Origin of the sequence: Pseudovibrio axinellae, assembly GCF_900110875.1 — a bacterium.
Taxonomy (GTDB): domain Bacteria; phylum Pseudomonadota; class Alphaproteobacteria; order Rhizobiales; family Stappiaceae; genus Pseudovibrio; species Pseudovibrio axinellae.
On the sequence record NZ_FOFM01000011.1, the window covers coordinates 89171 to 111560 of the forward strand.

The window sequence follows — 22390 nt, forward strand, 5'->3', positions numbered from 1 at the left end:
GTTTTTGACAGACAATACGTCGCAGGCTTTAAGTGACTGTTTTATATATATCTTTTTCGAAAAATATCACATTAAATAAGTAGAGTACTATATGTTGTTCCAACTCCCCTTCAGTCAATCGCGAGAGCGTAGGAGCAACGGTCCATAAATGACAATAAAGGCGGCAAAGCTAAGTATCCAAAGAAGCCCAGCGACATCATAAAGCCGCGCTGCAAAATCGGGCAGGAAAGCCACTGCAAACCGGGCAAGTATAGACAAACCAAAAAAGATAAAGAGGACTGACGTGCCCTTGGATGCAGTAAGCTCCCGTCCCGTGTGCCCAAGGATAGCGCGTGTCATAACAGCAAGTGTCATCATGCCCATCACACCCGCCATCAACACATGTTGTGAAACAGTTGCATCAAGCAAGCTGGGAGCAAGAAGAGCAACTCCCAGAGATAACAGGCCGATTGGCAAAAAGAGGTAACCGATATGCAAGACCAGCAGCAACGGCTCTGCAAAGGTTTGTAAGCCGCACCATCGCGTAAGGCGGACGGCATGAAGCACTCCTGCAACGAAAAACGCCAGCCCTGCGACCCAGTGGTCCTGAAGCACCGTCCATGTAACGCCTGCAATCATCAGAGCAAGCAATGCGACTTTGTCCAACACCTGCATTGGCGAGACAGGCATCTTTTGAGCACCTTGCTTTGCCAGCCAATTGCGCGTGAAGGAAGGTATAACGCGTCCACCAATAAGCGCGACCATGAGCAACATGACGGAGACACCAAGGCGCATACCGTAGCCTTGTGCAGCATACTCACTGCGCCAAGCCTCCCAGTGGAACATAAGGTTCGCAGTGATCAGCACCCCCAACAGCGCAATCACAATCAGGTTTCGCCAGTTCTTTCCTGCGATAATCTCACGAACTGCTGCCAAAGCAAGCGCGATAGGCATCGCAATATCCATAAGCGCGACCACACCTGCTGGCAAAAACGCAGAAAACAAGATCGCAAAACGTCCAAGCACCCAAAGCGAGAACAGCAGTGCCAACGGTTTCCCGACGATCGGCATCCGCCCCGTCCAATTCGGAATAGCAGTGAGGAGAAAGCCTCCCAACACAGCGTTAAGATACCCAAACAGGAATTCATGAGCATGCCATGAAACAGGATCAAACGCAGTGGGAAGCTCCACAACACCTGTGATCATAGGGATCCAAAGCAGCATAGACAGGCATGCCCAAACGGCAGCGCCTAAGAAAAATGGTCTGAATCCATAGCTAAAGATAGCTGGACCTTGCCACAAGCGAACTTGTTCCATCGTTGAAGACATCAGCGGCTCTTATTTTTGCTCGGGCTTTAGCGGTGCGTAAAGCCAAGATTACACAGTCCGTTTCACCTTCTGACGTTTGCTTCAGCTTGTCCTTGACAATTATTAGGTCCTTTTCTTTTTGCAAATGATTTGCACAAGCGACAACTACCTACTTTTCCTGCGCTTGCTCCAATAAGCTGCGAACCCACTTAGCGGCAAGCCAACTAGCAGGAATACCAAGCGGCAAACTAACCCAAAGCGTCAAATAGGGAGACATTGCAGGCAGGTCAAAAAATGTACCAATCAACGTCGCGAAGAACAGGTTGATAGCAACCGTCAACATTGCGAAGGGATAGAGCACGATAGCAAGTTTCTTTACGGACCACATATGAGCCCTCCTCTCACGCAGCAACTTTGCAGCTGCTTGCCTTTTGCAGCTGGGTTGCAATCAATTCTGGTACAAAATTCAACTGTCCTAGCGCAGGAAGGCGCAGCCCATGGAAGCCAGCATGTTTCAAGGCCAGTGGCAGATCACTCTCCACATGGCCGCCATCTCCAGCAAACAGTGGCAACAAGATCGTTTGGCGGTCCATATCTGAAGCGGTTTCATGAAGGAATGGACGCTGCTCAAGAAAGCCAATCCTAGTGTCACCTAAGGCGATGTGCTGGAGCAAAAGACCTGCAAACGCGCGAGTACATTCAGCTGGAACTGGACCAGTGGCCGAACCATGAGCGGCAATAAGCAACCGAGTGTTTTCCAACTCCCAGCCTTGCTGCAAAATCCGCTCTTTGAGAAGCTCAGCGACCAAAGCAGGCAGCTCTGGCAGTATCCCCAAAGGCGGCAGAATGCGTGGCTTCAACGCTCCAAGTCGGTTTGGCAACGCTTTTCGCACAAACCAGCCATCGGCCATGAACAACGGAAACACCAGAGGCAGGCCTTCAGCACATGCAATGGCCTGCTCCAGTTTCCCAGGGGCGGCCAAAGTTGCCGCCCGCACGTTCATATCCGGCATGTGCAACGCTACCTTTTGAGCCAGGCTGCTCAGGTAGCGCTCTCCTGCGTCGGGGTTTGAAGGCTGACCGTGTGACACGATCAAGGCCTCAGTGGCTTGTGCCTTCAGAGAAGGTGATCTTGTTCCACACATTGTACTTGCCCGATGGTTTTTTCATTGGCAGACGGCGGACCTCTTCCAGTGTCTCAGCGTCGTAGACGATAACGGCGCCATCATCTTCCCAGACAGATACGAGGGCGTATTTCCCGGTTCTGGTGAACTCCACATGCGCAACCGTCGCGTCCTTTACAGGACGAAGGGTTTCCACGATCTCAAGCGTCTGCTTGTCAATGATATGCATGGCATCTTTGTTTGGACCAAAGAACACACCTGCCCAGACATAATTGGTGTTTTCGTGGCTGCGCATAAAGAACCCTGGGCCCAGCGTTTTGATCCGCTTCACAGTTTTCCATGACTTCATATCAATGACAGAGATTGTGCTGTCCTTCAGGTGCGGCGTTGCCATCACCGTGCTGTCACCCATTTGCCATGTGATACCTGATCCCAGATGTGGCATGCCCGGTAGCTCAAGGTCAGCAATCTTGTGACCAATCACAAGATCAATCACCTGCCCGCCATCACCACTACGCGATGCGCCCATCACATATTCGTAGGTCTGGTCAAAGAAGAAGTCGTCCAGGTAATCCGGTGTTGTTATCTTACGAATTGGGAATGGGTCTTCACTTGGAACAGGCCCCTCATCCCTCCAGTCATGTGCAAAGCCCATCTGTGGCGGATTTGGACCGTAAAACACTTCCCACATTTCTGGCACGTCTTTCAAAGCCAGCACGAAGCTTTCACGCGGAGGAGCTTGGTACACAGCGGAAATCCGGCTCGGCGTCCCATTCTTGCCTTTCACCGTCTCCACCTTGGCAACACTCAGATCCTCGCTCGATAGGATCGTAAGTGTGTTGGGTAGATAGTTTGCAACTGCAACCCACTTCCCATCATGGCTGATAGCGATGTTCCGGCTATTCAGGCCCGCACGGACACGGCCAACTTCCTGCAGTGAGTAAATATCATATTTCTGCACCCAGCCATCGCGGGACATAATGAACACATAGCGACCATCTGGTGTAAACTTTGGCCCACCATGGACAGCAAACGGTGTTGGGAACCGGTCAAGGACGTCGAAGGTATCTCCATCCAAAACACTGACACTATGATCACCGGTTTCCACGACGAGAGTAATATTCATCGGGTCAGACGACCAAATAGGAGCTTCAGCCTTCTTGTAGTCTTCGTTCAGCACCCGACTAGCAATGATTTCCTCAGGGCCCCAGGCTGGAACGGATTCCAATGGCTTCTTAATATAGGTAACGAGCGTATCGATCTCCTGCTCAACAAGCGTGTCGATGAACGCTGGCATTTGCGTTGCTTCGCGACCATTTGAGATGACGTCTTTAAGCTTTGGCCCGCGCATACGTTTTAGTGTTTCGGGGATCAAAGCTGGCCCAACACCACCGAGACGGTCTGCACCATGACATTCTGCACAGGCGTCCTGATAGATCTGAGCAGGTTCGGCAAAGCAGGCCGATGCAGCAAGAACCGCTGTGCTAAGCGAAACGATGAGCCGGATCATGGCTTTTCCCTCTGAATGGAGTAACTGTTACGCGGTCATGTGTACCTTCCTGCACGCCGATTTCTTCATCGGACAGATAGCAGGCTGGGTCTTCAGCCCATGGATCACCGGTAAGTTGAAGCGCGCGAATGCGAGTATTACCGCCACACACTTCTTTATGACGGCATGCCCCACACCGGCCTTTGAGCGGGCGTGGCCGGGTTCTTAATTGAGCGAGTATCGGGTCATCACTGGTCCAAAGCTGAGAGAACTTGGTATCCTTGACGCTGCCTACTGTGTAGTCAGACCAGTAAGTATCTGGGTGCACATCGCCAAGCGTATCGATATTGGCAACACCAAGCCCAGAAGAGTTGCCGCCCCACGCCTTAAGGTGCGTTGCCACATGCTCAGCTTTGCTGTCACCAAAGTTAGCTCTGACCCAGTTCAGGAAGAAGACAGCATCAGCATCATTATTGCCCGTCACAATATCAAGCGGCGTCCCACCGTTGAGAGACTTCCAAGCATGATCAATCAGCAGGTCCAGACCCCAGCGGGTTCTCAAATGCTCAGCATCCTCGCCCCGGTGCTTGTCACCTCGCCCTGCATAAACAAGGTGGGACAGGTAAAACTTGTCAACGCCTTCATCCTCGCAAAGCTTGAGAAGATCCGGCAGGGTTTTGTAGTTACCTTCAGTAAGTGTGAAACGCAGGCCAACTTTAATGCCGCGTTTTTTACATTCGCGTACACCGCGCAGTGCACTATCAAAAGCACCGTCTACACCGCGAAACCAATCATTGGTCTTGCCAATTCCGTCGATAGAAATGCCGACATAATCAAAACCAATTTCAGCAACACGATCTGCCGCCTCGCCATGGATCTTTGTCCCATTGGTAGACAAGGCCAGCATCCGCACCAACTGGCGTGCACGAGACGCGATCTGAAACAGATCTGGACGATCCAAAGGTTCGCCGCCCGATAAAATAAGCGCTGGAACCTTAAACTCCCCCAGGTCCTCAAGGGTGTTCATAGCCTGCGCGTGCGTCAACTCGCCAGGAAAGTCCACATCCGCTGACACTGTGTAGCAATGCCGGCATTTTAGATTACAATGCCGGGTCAAATTCCAGATCACAACCGGCTTCACCGGACCCTGACCACGGCGCGCCAAAACTGGCGTTGGGTCGGTGATCTGCTTCATGTAGTCAGAAAGACGAAACATGCTTCAAGCCTCCTTCTGGCGCAGGCGTAACCCTGTCTTTTTTAGGATGCGAGTGGAAAACAATATGTCGCTGGCACGGCAAGCATCACCCAGCAATTTTGCAATTTCACCTTGCTTTTCAATAACCTCTTCCCGCCCAGCACCGTGAACCATCGCAAAGAGGTTGTACGGCCAGTCTGGCAATGCGCGTGGTCTGCGGTAACAGTGAGTTACAAAGGAAAGCGCACCAACTTTGGGGCCAAGTTCCTCCACCTGTTCATCGGTGACATCCCACACCGTCATGCCGTTGCCTGTCAGACCAAGACGGTAATGATTAGGCGCTGCACCAATGCGACGAATAACGCCTTGCGCCTGCATCGCCTCAAAACGCGTTATGACTTCAGCTTCAGAAAGGCCTACACGCTGCGCAATTGCCTCAAAAGGGGCCGCGACCAGTGGTAAACCTGCTTGAGTTGCCTCAATAATCGCTCTGTCGTATTCGTTAAGTGTCATGCCATCACCCGAAAGCCGATGAAATACTCTTGTTCTTTTGGAAAGCAGTGCACATGCAAATCTGTTTCTTGCTCGATTTGCCCAGCAACCTCAGCGATTTCCGCTTCCGTCTCTGTCGCCAGCACAAACCACATGTTCAGCTCATGTGTGCGCTGATAGTTATGGGCGACTTCAGGAAACGCGTTTACCGCTTCCTTTACATCGTCAAAACGGTCTTCAGGAACGGCAATCGCGCACAAGCAGAACGCTCCTCCCATCGCTTGCGCATCAAAGAATGGCCCAAAGCGCGTGAGAACTCCGCTGTCACGCATATTTTGAATGCGAGCGATGACATCTTTTTCTTCGATGCCGAGTTCCTGCCCAATCTGTTCAAAGGGTCGGTGTATGAGAGGCAAACTGTCCTGAAGGCGATTGATAAGTTTGCGATCGAAATCATCCAATGGCTTAATCATGCCCGCACCTCCTTGCCGCTGGAGATGAGCGCCCCTGTCTGCTTGTAGCAATGACTGGAAAACAGCACTTCATGCTCCACATTCGTCAGTTCTGGTAGTTCTTTCGCGCTCGTAAGGATCGCCCCGGCTTCACTGCGACTGCGCGCGTGGATCATGCAATAGAGACGATAAGGCCAAACACCTGGAACCGGGCGCCGCTCATAACAAAGGGTTACACCCGGCGTTGCGGAAAGAGCCTGCCCCGCAGCGACTACTTTGTCTGGGGCAACGTCCCACACCACCATGGCGTTGGAACTCCAGCCCAGCGGACGGTGACGTACAATCACACCAAGACGAGATATGATGCCGGCATCGAGCAAGGCCCAGATACGATTGAGAACATCCTGCTCACGGCTCCCAAGTTCATCCGCGATTTGCTCATATGGCGCCTCACATATTGGCATTCCCCTTGTAAGAACCTGCAGGAGTGCGCGGTCCCCCTCCTGTAAGCGTTCAGGCTGCACTTCCTTGACTGATGCTGGACGAGATTGGGGCGTTCTGAGACCAAAACCAAGATCCACATTAAACGGACGGACAAGACGCAGGTCCAAAACCTGCAAGCCCGTCTCCGCACCGATCGCCGCCAGCGTTTGTTCCACATGCTTTCGGTCAGGACCCGTTGCGACGAACCAGAGATTCCAATAATTTTCGCGCAGGTATGAATGATTGACACCTTCGTGCTTGCCAATAATTTCGGCGACGATATCGACACTTTCCGGTGGCGCAGCAACAGCGGCCAGCGTACTGGCAGAAACGGAGTTGGGAGTACAAGTTCCCCCCACCCTGCTGATGCGCCCTGTAGCCTGAAGTTTATTAAGGCGTGTTATGACCTCACCTTCTGAGCAGCCAAGAGCTTCTGCCATGATTGCATATGGGCGCTGGTTCAACGGAAAATCACGCTGCCATTCATCCAATGCTCTCATATCCAGGGAATCAAGACTGTTTTCCATCGCCTACAGCCCCGTCTTGTGCGCACGCGCGGTGAAGAAAATTCCGGACGGTTTGTCGGCTTGGATCTCGCCCAGTTTTTCAAAAGTGCGCGTGTCGTAAATCATAACCGCGCCCGCATCACGCACAGAGATCCACACCTCATGACCACGTGGGGTAAATTCCATATGCAACACCGCCGGGCCGGGCTTGAACTCGTGTACGACCTGCTTTGTCAGCGTATCAATGACCTGGATCGTATCGTTCAAAGGGTGTGCAAAGTTGACCCAGACATAACGGCCATCTGGACGCGCCATGGCAAAAACGGGCTGTCCATAAGTATCTGTACGCCCGGTCTCTTTAAGCGTTACACTGTCAATCCAAAGAACCTGATGATGACCGACAGCAGGAAGCACAAACTCCTGTCCAGCTTTCGCCCAGCCTTCCAGGTGAGGCATTTTGTAAACGGGCAAATCCTTTAGCCCGCGGCCATAATTGGGCAGCACGCGGATTGCCTCCGGTTTTTCTGCCCACAGGTCTAAGGCGGTCAAACCGTCTTCACCAAATAATCCAGTGATGTAAGTGCGACCATCCTCGGTGATCAAAGCATCATATGGGTTCTCGCCCATGCCTTTGACCTTTGTGATATCGACCTTGCCAGAAGAGAAATCCGCAATCCATGTTTCGCCATCATCCCAAAGGGAAAAGACAAACTTGCGACCCGGTGCGTCAACCAGACCGATGGTCTTTGATGCCGTGGGGATGTCGGCAACCATCTCTAATGTGTCAGCGTCGAAAACGCGGACGCCGCCGGGCTCATAGTTTGACACAGCAACAAGCTTGCCATCGTCGGAAATAGCACCGCCAATGGAGTTGCCACCTTGAAGGACGCGCTTGACTACCTTGCGCTCGATAATATCAACCTTGCTAAGGCCACCATCGCGGCCAAACACATAGGCAAAGCGCTGATCTGGAGAATATACGAGGCTCGCGTGGGAAAGATCTCCAAGCCCTTCGATGCGATCGACCGCAGCATGTTCTGACTGGTCAACCAGCAACAATGCCCCCTTAGCACGCTCCACCACCAGACCAAGATCGCCCGTTGAGCTGATTTGGTCAGCCTGTGCGGCGCCACCCAATAAAAACAGTGTTGTAACCAAGCTGAAAATGCGTTTCATCGGGGATCCTTTTTTACTTAGGGCCTTCCAAGAGGTAATGCGCGATCCAGCGCGCCTCTGCTTCGCTCATAATTGGGCGCCACGGCGGCATGGCTGTACCGGGGATACCGTCGAGAATGACTTCGGAAAGCGTATCAGCGTCATAGTGAGAGATAGAGTCGGGTCGCAAATCAGGACCTAATCCGCCTTTCAGCGTCAGGCCGTGGCAGGAACCACAATCTTGGTGCACGAGGTTTGCAAGGTCATGGTCCTGCTTCGCTTCTTCAGCGAAAGAAACCCCGCAAAGAAGGAGAAACAGAAGCAGACTACGCATGGCTCGCAACCCCGGCATACTCTTCCTGTTCATTTTCCGTAGCTGCCAGAAACTGATTGACTGGCCACTCGTTACAAACAGTAACCACCTTACCGATGATGTAGAGCACAGGCGCTTTTAGTCCCGCTTCACGACTATCAGATGCGATACGCCCCAGAACTGAAAACATACGGGATTCACGCGGGGTCGTAGCATTTGCCACCGCCATCACAGGCGTGTCATCCGCCAGACCTGCTGCCATCAGGCGCATAGCGATCTGGCTGATATTTGCAACGCCCATATAAACAACGAGGGTCGTGTCTTCACTGGCCAGACTTTTCCAATCCAGATCCAGCTCACCGTCTGCTTGAGTATGCCCCGTGACATACTGCACACCCGTTGCTAATCCACGATGGGTAAGTGGCACCCCGCAAGAAGACGCTGCGCCCTGCGCTGCGGTAATGCCCGGCGCGTATTGCACGGCGATGCCATGCGACCGCAAATGTGCAGCTTCTTCAGAACCACGCCCAAAGATCAACGGATCGCCGCCTTTCAACCGGGCAACTGTCAAACCTTGCTTGGCCAGATCCACCAGAATTTGATTAATCTGTTCCTGTCCTACCGGATGATTTTGAGGTGTTTTGCCAACAAAGACCTTTTGGGCCGTTGAAGGGACAATCTCCATAATCTCATCTGAGACCAGACGATCATATACAACGGCATCAGCTTCCCGGATCATACGCAGAGCGCGCAAGGTAAGGAGTTCAACATCGCCGGGTCCGGCTCCAATTAGATAGACTTTACCAGTCATGAAACTCTCACTCCTCCTGAGAAATCTAATGCGTTGCCCCGAAATACACCCAGCTCGTCAGCAGATTGGCGCTGGTCGATGCGAGTCATTCTTCCGTCTGGAAACAGAGCGTTTCGTATTGCTATGATTGCTCATTTCTGGCTGCAATTGCTTGACATTAGTCAACATTTGCAACGCGCCTTTGGATATTTTTCTATTATTTTTCATGGTGTTACAGTGACCATGCCAATCATTTTTTGCGTTTCCCAATGTGGGCCGCACAAATAGTTCTGTTCACCTGCGGCAAGAAACGTGAATTCAAAGGTCTCCTCAGGGAAGAGACGGTCTGATTCTGACGTGTCAGTCTCGTTTAAGTACACGGTATGACTGGTGCGTTTATCCACGTTCACCCAGCGAACAGTCGTACCAACTTGCACCGTCAGATGAGCAGGGCAAAACCTGTATTTGTACATCTTCACGACGGGTCCGGTTTCCGCCTCTGAAGAAGGCTGCCCGTATAGTTTCACATATCGCTGCTCAGCCTCAGCACACAGCTTTGCCATATCGTCCTGCGCAAACGCCGTTGGTGACAGAAGCGCGCCACCAAGAAAAGCAGCGATTAGAGGTAGGTTTCTCAAAAGCATTCTGTTCGCCCCATAAAGCAAAGGGTGGCCAATTTCTCGGCCACCCCTGACAACTTATTGCCCTACAACATTTATTCGAGCCGTTTCGTCATCCAGCGCCAAACTTGTGTTTAGCGTTACGTGGTGGAAACGCGCTGCGGAATAATCGTCATGGATCGCGAAACCGACGGTATAGGTCTGCCCTGCCTCAAGTGGCACATCGCCAGTCGCACCGCTTGCAAGCGGACGGGAAAAGACCACAGTCCACATTCCAGCTGAGAGTTTGGCAGTCGCCTCGATCTCACCGTCATTTTGCACACGACGCTCAAGGAGATATCCATTGGTCGAACTGCCATCAGCGTAGACACGCATCAGGTCCATAAAGGTACCGTCCTGAAGATACTGATCGATCTCTTCAGCGGACTTCAGCTTTTCCCAGCCACCCTGTGCTTTACCGCGGCGACCTTTGATCTCAACCTTTGTCCGGGTTTCGCTCAGGTACTTCGTAATCCGCTGCTTGGCTTGCAGACGATCAGCCACTTCCCCAGAGGCCACAATGGTCTCCGCATCCGGTGCGAACGGCATATAGGAGTTATCAGCGTGACAGGTTGCCCAACAGCCAACTTGCTCGCCCATCTTGATACCGGTCCCAGAGATCATCATGGCAACCTTGATCTGGTTGTCAGGATCCATCTTGCCACCTTCTACGAAAGGTACTGGTGCATGAGGTGCATCAGGCCATTGTAAGCGGAAGTAGACATTCTCACCGTCATGAGCTGCTTGCATCCTTGCATTGATAACGCCGCGCTTACCCGGAATTGGGGTTGGCTCGGTATTCTTAGTGCCTTTGACGATCTTTGAGCCGATGGTTTCCAACTCTTTAGCGTGACAGGTTGTGCATTGGTCGCCACCTTTGGTGAGCGGACGTGCTCCACCGTGCTGTTTACCGTTTTGCACAAACTCAAAGGAAGCCTGACCTGGGTAGAAGAGCGTCAAGTCTGCCGCACTTATCGCATCCCAGTCTATGTTGCTGCCCACAGTGTTGCCCGCGTCAGCTTCAACGGCTTGCCCAGCTGCTTTGGCCTGCTCTTCAGCGCGCGCAGCTTCAACAGCAACAGCAATCTGTGCTTGAACAGCGTCCTGCTGTGCTTTTTGAACCGCTTTGGCTTCAGCAGCTTCCCCAGCTTCTTTCGCCTCGATACGAGCTAAGCTTTCGAGATACTCTTTCGGAACTTCGCGAACGAAATTCTGATTTGGTGCCTCGATCATTTCAAGATACTCATCGGATGCCCGATTACGTACGTTTTTGTGAGCAATCCCCTTGTGGCAATCGATACAAGTTTGACCTGTTTTCATTGCATTCAGGTGTTGCTGCCTTGCGCGCGGTTTCTGGAACTCCGGCATCATAGATTCAAAATCATGACAATTACGGCACTCTCGTGAATCGGAGGATTTCATCCGTGCCCATTCGTTTTTGGCGAGGTGCAGACGCTTCTTGTCGAATTTTTCAGGGGTGTTAATCGTCCCTGTCAGCTTACCCCAAACTTCCTTGGAAGCTTTGATCTTGCGGATAATCTTGTGTGTCCAGTCTTTTGGCACATGGCAATCTGAACAAACAGCACCAACGCCAGACCGGTTCACATCATGGATCGTTCCCTGATATTCCTGATAGACAAAGTCATTCATCTCATGACAAGAGACGCAAAATTGCTTTGTATTTGTCGCTTCCATGACGGTGTTAAACCCGCCCCAGAAGATAATGCCGATGACAAAGGCCGCCAAAAGGCCAGCAACCGGCATTCCCCAAAGGAAATACCTGCGCCAGATCGGCTTTTTCTTTTCCGTATCGTTGGACTGGGTCATTTCCAGGCTCCGTTTTGGATCTTTCCAGCGACCCTTCCGTGACGGGTCGTGAGCGGTAGGCTTGCAAGATGCGGGGAGCAAATCCGTCACCTCTGGCTATCGTTCAGCCTCAGCAATCCCGACACTACTGGCGAAAAAGAAGGGCGGGCGCACAGCCCGCCCTTCATATGTTCGCTAGATCACATTAGGTGACGTGGTTCGAACGGATATGAACGTTGAACTTACCGGTTGGAGCATAAAGGCCCTTAATCCGGGTTTTCTCTTCGAGTGTTTCTGCATCGAAGACAACGATTTCACCGTTTGGTGCCAGTGAATCACCCATGTTCCAGTTGGATACCCAAACTTCAGAACCATCAGCGTTGAACTCGAAGTGAACAGCGGCATTGCCCTCTGTTTCGGTGATGGTGATCGTTTTCACAATCTCACCGGTTTCTTTCGAGATCACCTGAACAGCCTGCTGAATTTCAGGGTCTGGGTGTTTGGTCTGATCCGCCCATACGTACTTGGAATTTGGATGCGTACGAATGAACAGGCCTGGGCCATCAGTTTCAACTTCGTAGCACTTCTTCCAAGCTTCATCCGGACGACCTGCTGGATCGTTTGTCCAAACAGACACGGTACCAACGCCAAGGTGGGTCGTACCTGCAACCGGACCACATTTTGGATCGTTCCAGTTTGCACCTGGGCCTGGATGCGGCAAAGCCGCAACATCAATCATGGCCTCAAGCTTACGCTCTTTGGTATCGATAACGACCATTTTGTTGGATGCGTTTGCAGCAATCTGGAAGTAACGGCCTGTTGGATCGAAGAAACCATCATGCAGGAACTTAGCGGAGTCGATTTTATCGATACGAAGATTATCGATATCGGAATAATCAACCTGCCACATCTGGCCGAGCTCTTTAACAGCAACCAGCCATGTTGGTTCATTTGGAGTGGTGTAGACAGCAGCAACGCGGGCTTCTTCTACATAATCACCGTCAATGTTAACGCCGCGGGTTGAAACAACCTTGACCGGCTCCATCGTCACAGCGTCAGCAATAACGAAGTGAGGAGGCCAGTAAGCGCCACCGATGATGTACTTGCCATCGCCAGATACGGCAATGTCACGGGCGTCATAAGCAACTGTTACTTCGGAAACCAACATCTTGTCTGGAGTCTGCCAGAGATCGATCTTGGTCATTTTGCCATCACGACCCATGGTGTACCAGAAACGCCCTGGTTGCTCAGGCTCTTCCAGCTTGTGGTGCTCGGATGCTTTGATCACATGCACAGCATAACCGGTAGGAATATGAGCAAGGACTTCTTTGGTGTCGCCATCGATAACAGCAACTTTACCCGCATCACGTTCGATTACGACAAAGAAGTTTTCCCAGTTGCGGCCGTGTAGCGGCTCGGTTGGGTAGTCTTTTTCTTCAACATAAATCTTGCGGGTTTTTTTCATCTGCGCCAGAGACATCTCCGGCGGCTTTGGCGGCTCCATCATAATGTAGGTCGCCATTTCTTTGATTTCCTGTTCAGACAGGATCTCAGAGAAATTGTTCATACCGCCTTCGGTACCCCAAGAGATAATTTTCTCAAGGCGTTCCTGGCCGAGCTGTAGAGTTCCCCCTTCAGTGACGGTGCCGTCTTTAGCCGTCTTTTTCCAATGTGGCTGCAGGTTCTTACCTGTTGCGCCCTTACGAAGAACACCGTGACAGCCCGCGCACTGTTCAAAATACAGCTGCTTGGAACGCTCGAAAGCTTCCTCGCTAAGGGCTGGTCCTTCTGCAAAAGCTGGCGCTGTTGCACTGCCTAACAGGAGCGCAAGGCTGGCCGCGATCGCGAAACCCGATCCTCGTCTCTTTGTTGGTTGTGACATTCTCAAACTCCATTGCTGGTGAGGCCTAGTCACATTGAGTTGAACGGGGCGATTACTCCTTGACTTAAGTTAAGATGAAAATTTCAATCAGCCCCTCTAAAACATCACAGCGGCAAAACCTCTGGGAAACCCACGCGATATTTAAAGTGCGACAGATTGCCCATTAAGGGTTTGAGGTGTGGAAGGTGACGCCAATTACTTAAATTATTTTACTCCATACGTTCAAGAAACCTCCGAATCGAATCGGAATAACCCAATGTTTCCGCTTATGGAATTTCTCTAGATCTTGGAGAGGGAGCGGTAATCAGTTCTCGTCAGTCAGATTTAAATCCGCAACTTCTTTCAGGTTTTTTGTTTTCACAACACAATCCTTGACGCGTTGATTCGTAGTTTCCCAAGAAAAAATCGATCCTTGCAAAACCCCTTCAACACACCGTCGCCATATCCCAAACTAAGCAGAAAAACAGGGGGTTCACGGGTTTATAACGGCATTGTGAAAAGCCTCACGGCCTGCTTCCCTGGCCCCCAAAAAACGCAAGAAGAGCACCAGATTGACTTTGGTTAAGAGGTCTTGCGAAAGCTATGCCAGTCTCTGGCCACTAGCAACGAGGGTCAAAGGAGCGCGCGATGCGCGAGGTCATGACAAAGAATATGGCCCGCAACATTTTTTATGGCGGGTCGTTATTCTTCATTATCATCTTTGTGGGGCTGTCTATCGATAGTCACCTATACATCAACAACACTTCCACGAACGCTGACGAGTTAAATGATAGCGTGATCGCCGGAAAGCGGGTTTGGGAGGATAAAGCCTGCATAAATTGCCATACCATATTGGGCGAAGGTGCCTACTTTGCACCAGAACTTGGCAACGTAATGACACGATGGGGCGTGATTGACGACCCAGCAGATGCTTTTGACACGCTGAAAGGCTGGATGGAAGCAATGCCAACAGGCATCGAAGGCCGTCGCCAGATGCCTCAGTTCAACCTCAGCGACGAAGAAATTCGAAATCTGGCTGATTTCCTGATCTGGACGAACAAGATCGACACACAAGGCTGGCCACCAAACGACGCTGGCTAACTGGGGATCAGGAGGAAAAAAAGATGAAATACCAATCACAAAAGGTAGCAACGGCTTACTTTGCTGCTGCCCTGGGCCTATTTGGCATTCAGGTAATTGGCGGCTTGCTGGCAGGGTGGGTTTACATTCAACCTAACTTCCTGTCAGAGCTGCTACCATTCAACGTTATTCGCATGCTGCACACAAACAGTTTGATCGTGTGGCTGATCCTTGGGTTCTTCGGCGCTGCGTACTTCCTTGTACCAGAGGAGGCCGAGCGCGAACTCCACTCGCCTAAACTTGCCTATCTCCAGCTCGCTATTCTTGTGTTGGGCACTCTGGGCGTGGTTGTAACCTACTTGTTCAACCTGTTTGAAGGAAACTGGCTGCTCGGAAGAGAAGGCCGCGAGTTCCTTGAGCAACCTAAGTGGGTGAAAGCAGGCATCGTCGTCGCTGCACTGATTTTCCTCTACAACATCTCGATGACTATTCTGAAGGGTCGCAAAACCGCGATCACGAATATCCTCGTGCTTGGCTTGTGGGGTCTGGCTCTGCTGTTCCTGTTCAGCTTCTATAACCCAAGCAACCTGTCGCTGGATAAGCAGTACTGGTGGTACGTTGTTCACCTTTGGGTAGAAGGCGTCTGGGAGCTGATCATGGCGTCCATTCTGGCCTACCTGATGCTGAAACTGACCGGTGTAGACCGCGAAGTGGTTGAGAAGTGGCTCTATGTGATTGTTGCTGCAGCTCTATTCTCCGGAATTTTGGGTACAGGACACCACTACTACTGGATCGGATCACCGGGCTACTGGCAGTGGATTGGCTCAATCTTCTCATCTCTGGAAGTTATTCCATTCTTTGCAATGATGGCATTCGCTTTCGTGATGGTCTGGAAAGGTCGCCGGGAACATCCAAACAAAGCAGCTTTGCTTTGGTCTCTCGGTTGCGCAACACTTGCGTTCTTTGGGGCTGGTGTTTGGGGCTTCCTGCACACATTGCACGGCGTTAACTACTACACCCACGGCACGCAAATCACAGCAGCACATGGTCACCTAGCCTTCTTCGGAGCTTATGTTGCTCTGAACCTGGCAATCATCAGCTATGCAGCACCAATGCTACGTGGCCGCGACCCATACAATCAGGTCCTGAATATGGTGTCCTTCTGGTTGATGTCTGGCGGCATGGTGTTCATGACCTTCGTGTTGACTTTTGCAGGCACGATTCAAACTCATCTGCAACGCGTTCTTGGCGAGAACTTCATGGAAGTTCAGAGTCAACTCGATCTGTTCTACTGGATGCGCTTCGGATCGGGCTTTGTGTTCGTAATCGGTGCATTCCTGTTCATCTACTCCATTGCCTTTCCGCGCAAAGAAGTAATTGAAACCAGTATCGCAGCTAAAGCGCCAGCGGAGTAAAAACTATGGAAGCAACTACAATAACAAAACAAGGGGCGGCTACCGCCCCTTACTACCTCCCCCAGTCGGATGAGTGTTCTGTTTTTGCCGCGGCCCATCAAAATGGCCTACCAGTGCTTCTAAAAGGCCCGACGGGCTGCGGCAAAACTCGCTTTGTAGCCCACATGGCTGAAAAGCTTGGTCGGAAACTTTACACTGTCGCCTGCCATGACGATCTTGCAGCGGCAGATCTGATCGGCCGTTACCTGCTTAAGGGTGGCGAGACAGTCTGGGTAGATGGACCTTTGACACGCGCAGTGCGTGAAGGTGCTATCTGCTATCTGGATGAAGTGGTTGAGGCACGTAAAGACGTAACGGTGGTACTGCACCCGCTCACTGATGACCGTCGCACGTTGCCGATCGACCGAACTGGCGAAGAGCTTGTAGCAACACCAGGCTTCATGCTGGTTGCCTCCTACAACCCAGGTTACCAGAATATTTTAAAGACACTGAAGCCCTCAACACGGCAGCGCTTCCTCTCACTTGAATTTGATTTCCCGGCTCCTGAATTGGAAGTTGATATCGTGACGCAGGAAAGCAAGCTGGACAGAGAAACAGTGAAATCCCTCGTACGCCTTGCAGGTAAACTGCGCGCTCTGAAGGGACAGGATTTGGAAGAAGGCGTTTCGACCCGCTTGGTCGTTTATGCCGCGACGTTGATTGCCCAGGGAATGAGTGTTCAACGTGCCGTTCAAACAGCCATGATCGAACCTCTTACAGACGATGATGATGTGAAACGCGGGCTCCAAGATCTTGTGGTGGTCGTTTTTGGGTGAGGCCAAACCAATGAACAAGATCGAAATAGAGCCATGGGAACCCGAAGAAACTGTTGGGAAACTATGGCACGCATTCGCAAGTCGTCTCGATGCACCTGAGGTGCATCATGGAGCCGCGGTCGACTTCAATGAAGTCGTCGGGCGACTTGCAGTGCTTTTTCGGGGACTGGGAGGTAACCACGGTGTGGAAATACGACCAGTCTCCGAGGAAGCCTCGGGCCACCGGTTAAGTTTTTCACGCCGGTTAGGTACCGAAACCGAATTCACGCCCAATGCCAGCTTTGACGGGGAAGTATTACGCTTGCCCGCAAAGCTTGCTGTATACGCCAGCAGAGATGCAAACTCTGCCCTCTACATCTGGCTGACAGCAGCGGTCGCTCATGCACCAGATTACTATGGCGATGATGACCCTTTAAGGGCTGATCTGCGCGCTTTGCAAGTGGCCTCCGTTATGGTGGAACAAACCCTTGCAGGGGCACCTGGACTGAAGAAAAGCTATTCGGCCCTATGTGAAGGGTTGTTGCAACAAAGGCCGCAACGCCCACTACCCAATGCAGAAGCAGCAGTTGACGCTGTCATCCGGCATATGTTGGGTGAAACACGTCAGCTCAGCGAGCTTGCAACCACCTATAAAAACGCCATACAGAAGGTCGACTTCACCGACCTTTCTGCACCGCGAGGCTATAAACCTTATCGCCCTGTCGCTCTTTGGCCTGTCCTGCGAGCGGTTGAGTTCAACGAAGGCGAAAGCGTTGAAACTCGCGACACGGATGGCACTCCAGAATCTTCAAGCGAAAAAATGCTCCGCGCAAAGCGGCACAAGTCAGACCAGGCAGAACGCAATGACAGCTTGATCTTGCATAAATTCGAAGCAATTTTAAGCTGGACAGAATTCTTAAATCTCAACCGCCGTGTTGAAGATGATGATGAGGACAGCGCGAAGAAAGCGGCTGAAGATCAGGAAGAAATCGGTCTTGGTCAGGTTTCCAAGGCACCAGCCACACGGTTAAAGCTCCATCTGGATCTTGCACCAGAGGATGTTGATCGTGAGCGGCTCTCTGGAAAAACACTCTACCCAGAATGGGATGCACGCACAGGCGTATATTTGAAAGATCATGTGTGCGTTCTGACCAGTGACGCTCAAGTGAAAGAAGAAAACGCCTCCTTTACGAAAGATGCACGCACCGCAAGGCGTATTCGCTCTGTTAAACGGCAGTTTGAAGCATTGCGACCTGGTCGCGTGACCACACGTGGGCATTTGGAAGGTGATGAGCTGGATATGGATACGACCGTTCGCTCCTCTGTAGAACGAGTGGTAACCGGTGAAGGCTCAGAGCGGATATGGCTACAAACACGGCCAGAAGCGCGTGACTTGGCTGTTTCCATCTTGCTGGACGTCTCACGCTCCACGGAAAGCGCGGTTGCAGACCGAACTGTGATTGACATTGAACGCGAAGCTCTGGCCGCCTTGGCCTGGGGGCTGGATGCATGTGGCGATGACTTTGCCATCACAGCTTTCTCTTCTTTAAAACGAAACCGTGTCTACCTGCAAAACTGCAAGCACTTTGGCGAAGCTATGTCACAGCAAGTCGAGATGAAAATCGGCAGCTTGCGCCCTGGGTTTTACACGCGCCTTGGCGCTGCAATTCGCCATAGCTCTCAAGAACTGGCCGCTCAATCCAAGAAACGCCGACTACTGCTCGTCATCACTGATGGTAAACCAAACGACCTTGATCACTATGAGGGACGGCATGGCATTGAAGACACACGCATGGCAGTGCACGAAGCGCGGAGAATTGGGCAATCCGTTTTCGGGATCACGATCGATAAGTCTGCAAAATCATGGTTTCCGCGCCTATTTGGGCAAGGAGGCTTTGCCGTTATTCCCGAACCAGACAAACTGACACAGGCGTTGCCTGAGATCTATCGTCACCTGGTCGGTGGCTGACCATGCAGGAACTTGCAACCAAACCCATGCAAGAACCCGCCAAGAGCGTACTGGATGAATTGCCTGGCGAATTGCTGATGTGGGTTCTAATCATCAGCGAACTCTTGGTCTTTGGAGCAGGTTTGCTAGCCTTCCTTGGCGTCCGCCTCACAGACCCTGCGGGTTTTGCAGAAGCACAAGAACACCTGAACCGCACCTCCGCTGCCTTTAACACTATAGTGCTGGTTACAAGCGGCTTTCTGGCAGCACGCGCGCTACACCTACGAGAGCAAAGTAAACGAAGATCTGCGCGCTGGCACCTTGCCGGCGCTAGCAGTCTTGGCCTCGTATTCCTTGCAATCAAGGTTTTCGAGTACTGGGAGAAGGCTCAACTTTCCATTACGAGCGAAAGCCACCCCTTCTTCACTTTCTATTACCTGCTTACAGGCTTTCACGCAGCACATGTGATCGCTGGAGTTGTCATTCTGGTGCTTGTCGCCTGGAAAGATGACCCTCAAAACATAGAGGTTGGGGCATCCTTTTGGCATATGGTGGATCTGGTGTGGGTTTTGTTGTTCCCGGTCATTTACCTATTGGCATAATCATGACACAGCTTCTAACGCCTCTCACACGTGCATGGATCGCCCTGCTGATACTCAGCATCGGTTCTACAATTGTCGCTTCCTTAGCAGATTATGGTCTTGGTACGACGGCGACAGGAGCTGTCATCTTGTTGCTGGCTTGGTTCAAGGCGCGAACCATTCTTTCCCGGTATCTAGGATTGTGGAAGGCGCCAAGTTGGAACCATGGCTTTAATTGGGTGCTGGCTGCGTTCTGCCTAATACTGCTTGGGCTCTACCTGGTTCCGGCACTAATGTAAAAATATCTGTCAGACTGATCGACTGGTCAAATGCCTTCAAATCAACAAGCAGAAACTGCGGCCAAGAACAAAGGCAGTTTCCAAACAGGTCATTTCATGGGGCTCCAGGCATCCGCATGATCAGTTTCAGCAAACACACGCAAACGCTCAATATCTTCAATAGTGCTGCTGTTGCGCTTTACCTGAACACCCACCGACCTTAACCGAGCAAACGAGCGAGAGAGGCTCTCTGGCTTCATTCCAAGGCGTCCTGCAATCAAAGCTTTATCATAAGGCAACGTCACGACCTGACGCCCCTGCTCATCACCACACAGCTCCAACAGAAACTCCGCGACGCGTTGCGGGCCCGTCTGCGCCTTAAGCTGCTCCAGCTGAGAGACAAGCGAATGTAAGTGATTGAATGTCGACGCAAGAATGGTGATAGCCACTTCAGGCTCTTTGCGGATCACATTCAATAGCGCTGAACTTGGGATCCGGACGACTTCGCAGGTCGTCACCGCCCCTGCAGAAACTGGGTATTCTTTTTCTTTGATCGCAACCGCCTCACCAAAACTCTCACCCTTGGTAAAGACGTGTACGATTGCTTCGCCACCGTTCGGCGCAATGCGATAGAGCTTGACCCATCCTTCGACAACGACATGAATAGCAGTGGCAATTTCACCTTGAAAGAAAATAGCTTCGCCCTTGTCGTACTCTCGTGAGCTCGACATGGACAAAAGGGTATCAACGTATTTCTCGGGCAGGCTCTTGAGAAGCAGAGAGTTCTGAGCAATTTTTCTACGTTTTTCGTTCATTAGTGCAACATCTCTCTCCAGTGCCGTCGAAAAACTATTGCATGCCTTTAAGGATCCGACGAGTCGTATTCGTAAAAAAACTAAACCATTCTGTGCGATCACCAGCCTTGCGCAAAGTCAAACAAGCAAGTTTGGAATACAACTTAGACTGTGTATCTCATAAACCTAAGGTTTCATACAACCTTAGAAGCGCGAACAACGCGGTTCAGGCCCGCTCCATATTGCGTGAAAATCTTGGTGAATGTTTAGGCGCAAGCGCCCGCACGCCCAGAGCTACAATGCAGGCACCCCAATAGAACAGCGTAGCAAGCACAATAGGTCAACCCCAGTAGGTAACTATACGATAGGCTTTAATACGACCTTATCCGTACCGCGGAACCTCTCCAAACAGAGAAAAATACCCAGGGAATCACCTAATGACACCCCACGAGTAGGTCACGTCTTCAAGATGAGTGCAGCACGCAGGGCTTATGCCATCGCCTTGCGAACCCCGCGCACGATTTGTCGTTGCGCTCTTTGGTATCTCATTAAATTTGTTTCAGCAGCGGCCGTGCCCTCTTCAAATACATGCTCGTATGTAACGCCTAACGCATCCAAATATTCAAGAGCATCCTCTTTCCTGCCCTTCAATGCCATGAGATAGGCACGGGAGATGTCCATCCTTAGTCGATACATATCCGAGATATAAGCTCGCGGATGCATGTCATGGTATTTCAAACACTCATCAAGTGTCCCTTCCTGAAAAGGATCATAGGCAACAACATCAGCGGGAATTTGTTTTTTGCACTTGTAAATAGAAGTGCTAAAAACCTGTCCGTACCAGTCAAAATACTCCTCTAGATAGCCCATGGTGACCTTGATCCAGGGGAGACGGTCAAAGAAAAAATCTTGATTCAAGAAATACGATTGTGCCGGGATCAAGCAAGGCATAAATTGTTGGGCGACATGCCTGTTCAGGTCGCTCGTTTTACAGACATCAATAAAACAAATCTCGATTGGCCTACCCGTCCATTTATACCGCTTTAAGTCACCAATGTTTAGCTTCACCAGCTTCTGATGAGGCGCAATCGATTCCTTCAGGATAGGCAGAAATGAATCTCCCATCCTATAATTTTTCCCACAAAAATTACGCGTTACCTCTTTCCCACCAGCAGGCTTTGGTAGGTAACCAAGCTCATAACTATTTACCGGCTTCCTACGATCTAGCGCGAACGATTTCTTTCCTTGAAAGAGCGGATTGTCCTCAAGTCCTTGCGCTGAAGCCACAACAGAGGAACCCATGAAACTCCCAGCATCAATGATAGAGCCTATTCCACGGTAATTTCTTTTCGAAAGAGAATAGAGGAGCATTCGCTCCCCGGTTGACAACATTCCTGGCACATTCAGGATGCTGTCAGGAACCCCAATATCGAAAAAGCTGACTTCAGGATGAAGCACGCAGCCATTTCCCCTTTTAATCTTTTCCACGCTGTGCATTCTCGGCTCTTTATCTGAAGTAAAAGGAATTAACCTGTCTATTGAGGAACCAAAAAAGCTCCACGTAAACCCTCAAATGTGCAGTATTGCCGCGAACCATCTGCATCCTACCAAGGCATACGTCACAGTTTTGCTTCAATGAAAGAAAAACCAGCAATGGAAAAGTCGGGAAGACAGCAAAAAATACAAAGGTCAAGTTGTTAAACGATATTGAGCTGACTTAAACACGAACCCAAATACAAAAGCCCCGAGCGGTTGGCTCGGGGCTTTTGTTATAGCGTTGATCTTACGATCTTTATTTGGTTGCGGGGGCAAGATTTGAACTTGCGACCTTCAGGTTATGAGCCTGACGAGCTACCGGGCTGCTCCACCCCGCGGTAATAGGATATTG

General features: G+C 51.1%; 22 protein-coding genes and 1 tRNA gene. 6 read left to right on the plus strand and 17 right to left on the minus strand.

Going from position 1 to position 22390, the window contains the following annotated elements:
• Window positions 1–114: 114 nt before the first annotated feature.
• The 14 genes from BMZ51_RS19105 to BMZ51_RS19170 form a co-directional block, all read right to left on the minus strand.
• The gene (locus tag BMZ51_RS19105) at window positions 115–1308 is read right to left on the minus strand and encodes an NnrS family protein (RefSeq protein WP_068010907.1); all 1194 of its coding nucleotides are present in this window, start codon (window positions 1306–1308) and stop codon (window positions 115–117) included.
• Between the two features lie 148 nt (window positions 1309–1456).
• On the minus strand, window positions 1457–1675 hold the full coding sequence (locus BMZ51_RS19110; RefSeq protein ID WP_068010909.1) for a hypothetical protein: 219 nt from the start codon (window positions 1673–1675) through the stop codon (window positions 1457–1459).
• 13 nt (window positions 1676–1688) lie between these two features.
• A complete protein-coding gene (locus BMZ51_RS19115) occupies window positions 1689–2432 on the minus strand; it encodes a sirohydrochlorin chelatase (protein ID WP_074882247.1) in 744 nt (247 codons plus the stop codon).
• Entirely contained in the window at window positions 2389–3921 is a 1533-nt protein-coding gene (locus BMZ51_RS19120; RefSeq protein ID WP_068010912.1) for a nitrite reductase, read from the minus strand. Before BMZ51_RS19120 ends, BMZ51_RS19115 begins: the two co-directional genes overlap by 44 nt.
• The gene (gene nirJ, locus BMZ51_RS19125; protein WP_068010915.1) at window positions 3896–5116 is read right to left on the minus strand and encodes a heme d1 biosynthesis radical SAM protein NirJ; all 1221 of its coding nucleotides are present in this window, start codon (window positions 5114–5116) and stop codon (window positions 3896–3898) included. The genes BMZ51_RS19120 and nirJ overlap by 26 nt, the downstream gene beginning before the upstream one ends.
• Before the next feature lie 3 nt (window positions 5117–5119).
• Window positions 5120–5608 carry a siroheme decarboxylase subunit beta gene (ahbB, locus tag BMZ51_RS19130; RefSeq protein WP_068010918.1) on the minus strand — a complete coding sequence of 163 codons (489 nt, stop codon included), beginning with the start codon at window positions 5606–5608 and terminating at the stop codon, window positions 5120–5122.
• A complete protein-coding gene (locus tag BMZ51_RS19135) occupies window positions 5605–6060 on the minus strand; it encodes an Lrp/AsnC family transcriptional regulator (RefSeq protein WP_082825757.1) in 456 nt (151 codons plus the stop codon). Before BMZ51_RS19135 ends, ahbB (BMZ51_RS19130) begins: the two co-directional genes overlap by 4 nt.
• Window positions 6057–7049: a siroheme decarboxylase subunit beta gene (gene ahbB, locus BMZ51_RS19140; RefSeq protein ID WP_068010923.1), complete on the minus strand. Its 993-nt coding sequence runs from the start codon at window positions 7047–7049 to the stop codon at window positions 6057–6059. The genes BMZ51_RS19135 and ahbB (BMZ51_RS19140) overlap by 4 nt, the downstream gene beginning before the upstream one ends.
• Before the next feature lie 3 nt (window positions 7050–7052).
• Entirely contained in the window at window positions 7053–8204 is a 1152-nt protein-coding gene (locus BMZ51_RS19145) for a cytochrome D1 domain-containing protein (RefSeq protein ID WP_068010926.1), read from the minus strand.
• 13 nt (window positions 8205–8217) lie between these two features.
• Window positions 8218–8517, minus strand: coding sequence for a c-type cytochrome (locus tag BMZ51_RS19150; protein ID WP_068010929.1), 300 nt, complete (start codon window positions 8515–8517; stop codon window positions 8218–8220).
• Window positions 8510–9307, minus strand: a complete 798-nt coding sequence (gene cobA, locus BMZ51_RS19155; protein WP_068010932.1) for a uroporphyrinogen-III C-methyltransferase — start codon at window positions 9305–9307, stop codon at window positions 8510–8512. Before cobA ends, BMZ51_RS19150 begins: the two co-directional genes overlap by 8 nt.
• Before the next feature lie 203 nt (window positions 9308–9510).
• Window positions 9511–9930, minus strand: coding sequence for a cupredoxin domain-containing protein (locus BMZ51_RS19160; RefSeq protein ID WP_068010935.1), 420 nt, complete (start codon window positions 9928–9930; stop codon window positions 9511–9513).
• A 54-nt stretch (window positions 9931–9984) separates the two neighbouring features.
• Window positions 9985–11772: a NapC/NirT family cytochrome c gene (locus tag BMZ51_RS19165; protein ID WP_068010936.1), complete on the minus strand. Its 1788-nt coding sequence runs from the start codon at window positions 11770–11772 to the stop codon at window positions 9985–9987.
• 184 nt (window positions 11773–11956) lie between these two features.
• Complete coding sequence (locus tag BMZ51_RS19170) at window positions 11957–13633, minus strand: cytochrome D1 domain-containing protein (protein WP_068010939.1); 1677 nt, start codon at window positions 13631–13633, stop codon at window positions 11957–11959.
• 627 nt (window positions 13634–14260) lie between these two features.
• On the opposite strand from BMZ51_RS19170, the gene BMZ51_RS19175 reads away from it, so the two are divergent.
• From BMZ51_RS19175 to BMZ51_RS19200, 6 genes are read left to right on the plus strand one after another with little or no spacing between them, the layout of a single operon-like run.
• Window positions 14261–14713 (plus strand): c-type cytochrome, encoded by a 453-nt coding sequence (locus BMZ51_RS19175; protein WP_068010941.1) that lies wholly within the window; start codon window positions 14261–14263, stop codon window positions 14711–14713.
• A 23-nt stretch (window positions 14714–14736) separates the two neighbouring features.
• On the plus strand, window positions 14737–16107 hold the full coding sequence (locus BMZ51_RS19180; protein WP_068010943.1) for a cbb3-type cytochrome c oxidase subunit I: 1371 nt from the start codon (window positions 14737–14739) through the stop codon (window positions 16105–16107).
• Between the two features lie 5 nt (window positions 16108–16112).
• Complete coding sequence (locus tag BMZ51_RS19185; RefSeq protein WP_068010946.1) at window positions 16113–16922, plus strand: CbbQ/NirQ/NorQ/GpvN family protein; 810 nt, start codon at window positions 16113–16115, stop codon at window positions 16920–16922.
• 10 nt (window positions 16923–16932) lie between these two features.
• Window positions 16933–18870 (plus strand): nitric oxide reductase activation protein NorD, encoded by a 1938-nt coding sequence (locus BMZ51_RS19190; protein WP_068010948.1) that lies wholly within the window; start codon window positions 16933–16935, stop codon window positions 18868–18870.
• Between the two features lie 2 nt (window positions 18871–18872).
• A complete protein-coding gene (locus tag BMZ51_RS19195; protein ID WP_244271430.1) occupies window positions 18873–19451 on the plus strand; it encodes a cytochrome c oxidase subunit 3 family protein in 579 nt (192 codons plus the stop codon).
• Between the two features lie 2 nt (window positions 19452–19453).
• Window positions 19454–19729, plus strand: a complete 276-nt coding sequence (locus tag BMZ51_RS19200) for a cytochrome C oxidase subunit IV family protein (protein WP_068010950.1) — start codon at window positions 19454–19456, stop codon at window positions 19727–19729.
• An 89-nt stretch (window positions 19730–19818) separates the two neighbouring features.
• Here BMZ51_RS19200 and BMZ51_RS19205 read toward each other — a convergent pair whose 3' ends face one another.
• The 3 genes from BMZ51_RS19205 to BMZ51_RS19215 form a co-directional block, all read right to left on the minus strand.
• Window positions 19819–20523 (minus strand): Crp/Fnr family transcriptional regulator, encoded by a 705-nt coding sequence (locus BMZ51_RS19205; RefSeq protein WP_068010952.1) that lies wholly within the window; start codon window positions 20521–20523, stop codon window positions 19819–19821.
• Window positions 20524–20991: 468 nt separating this feature from the next.
• Complete coding sequence (locus tag BMZ51_RS19210) at window positions 20992–21999, minus strand: hypothetical protein (protein WP_068010954.1); 1008 nt, start codon at window positions 21997–21999, stop codon at window positions 20992–20994.
• 300 nt (window positions 22000–22299) lie between these two features.
• Window positions 22300–22376 (minus strand) — tRNA-Met (locus BMZ51_RS19215).
• Between the last annotated feature and the right edge of the window lie 14 nt (window positions 22377–22390).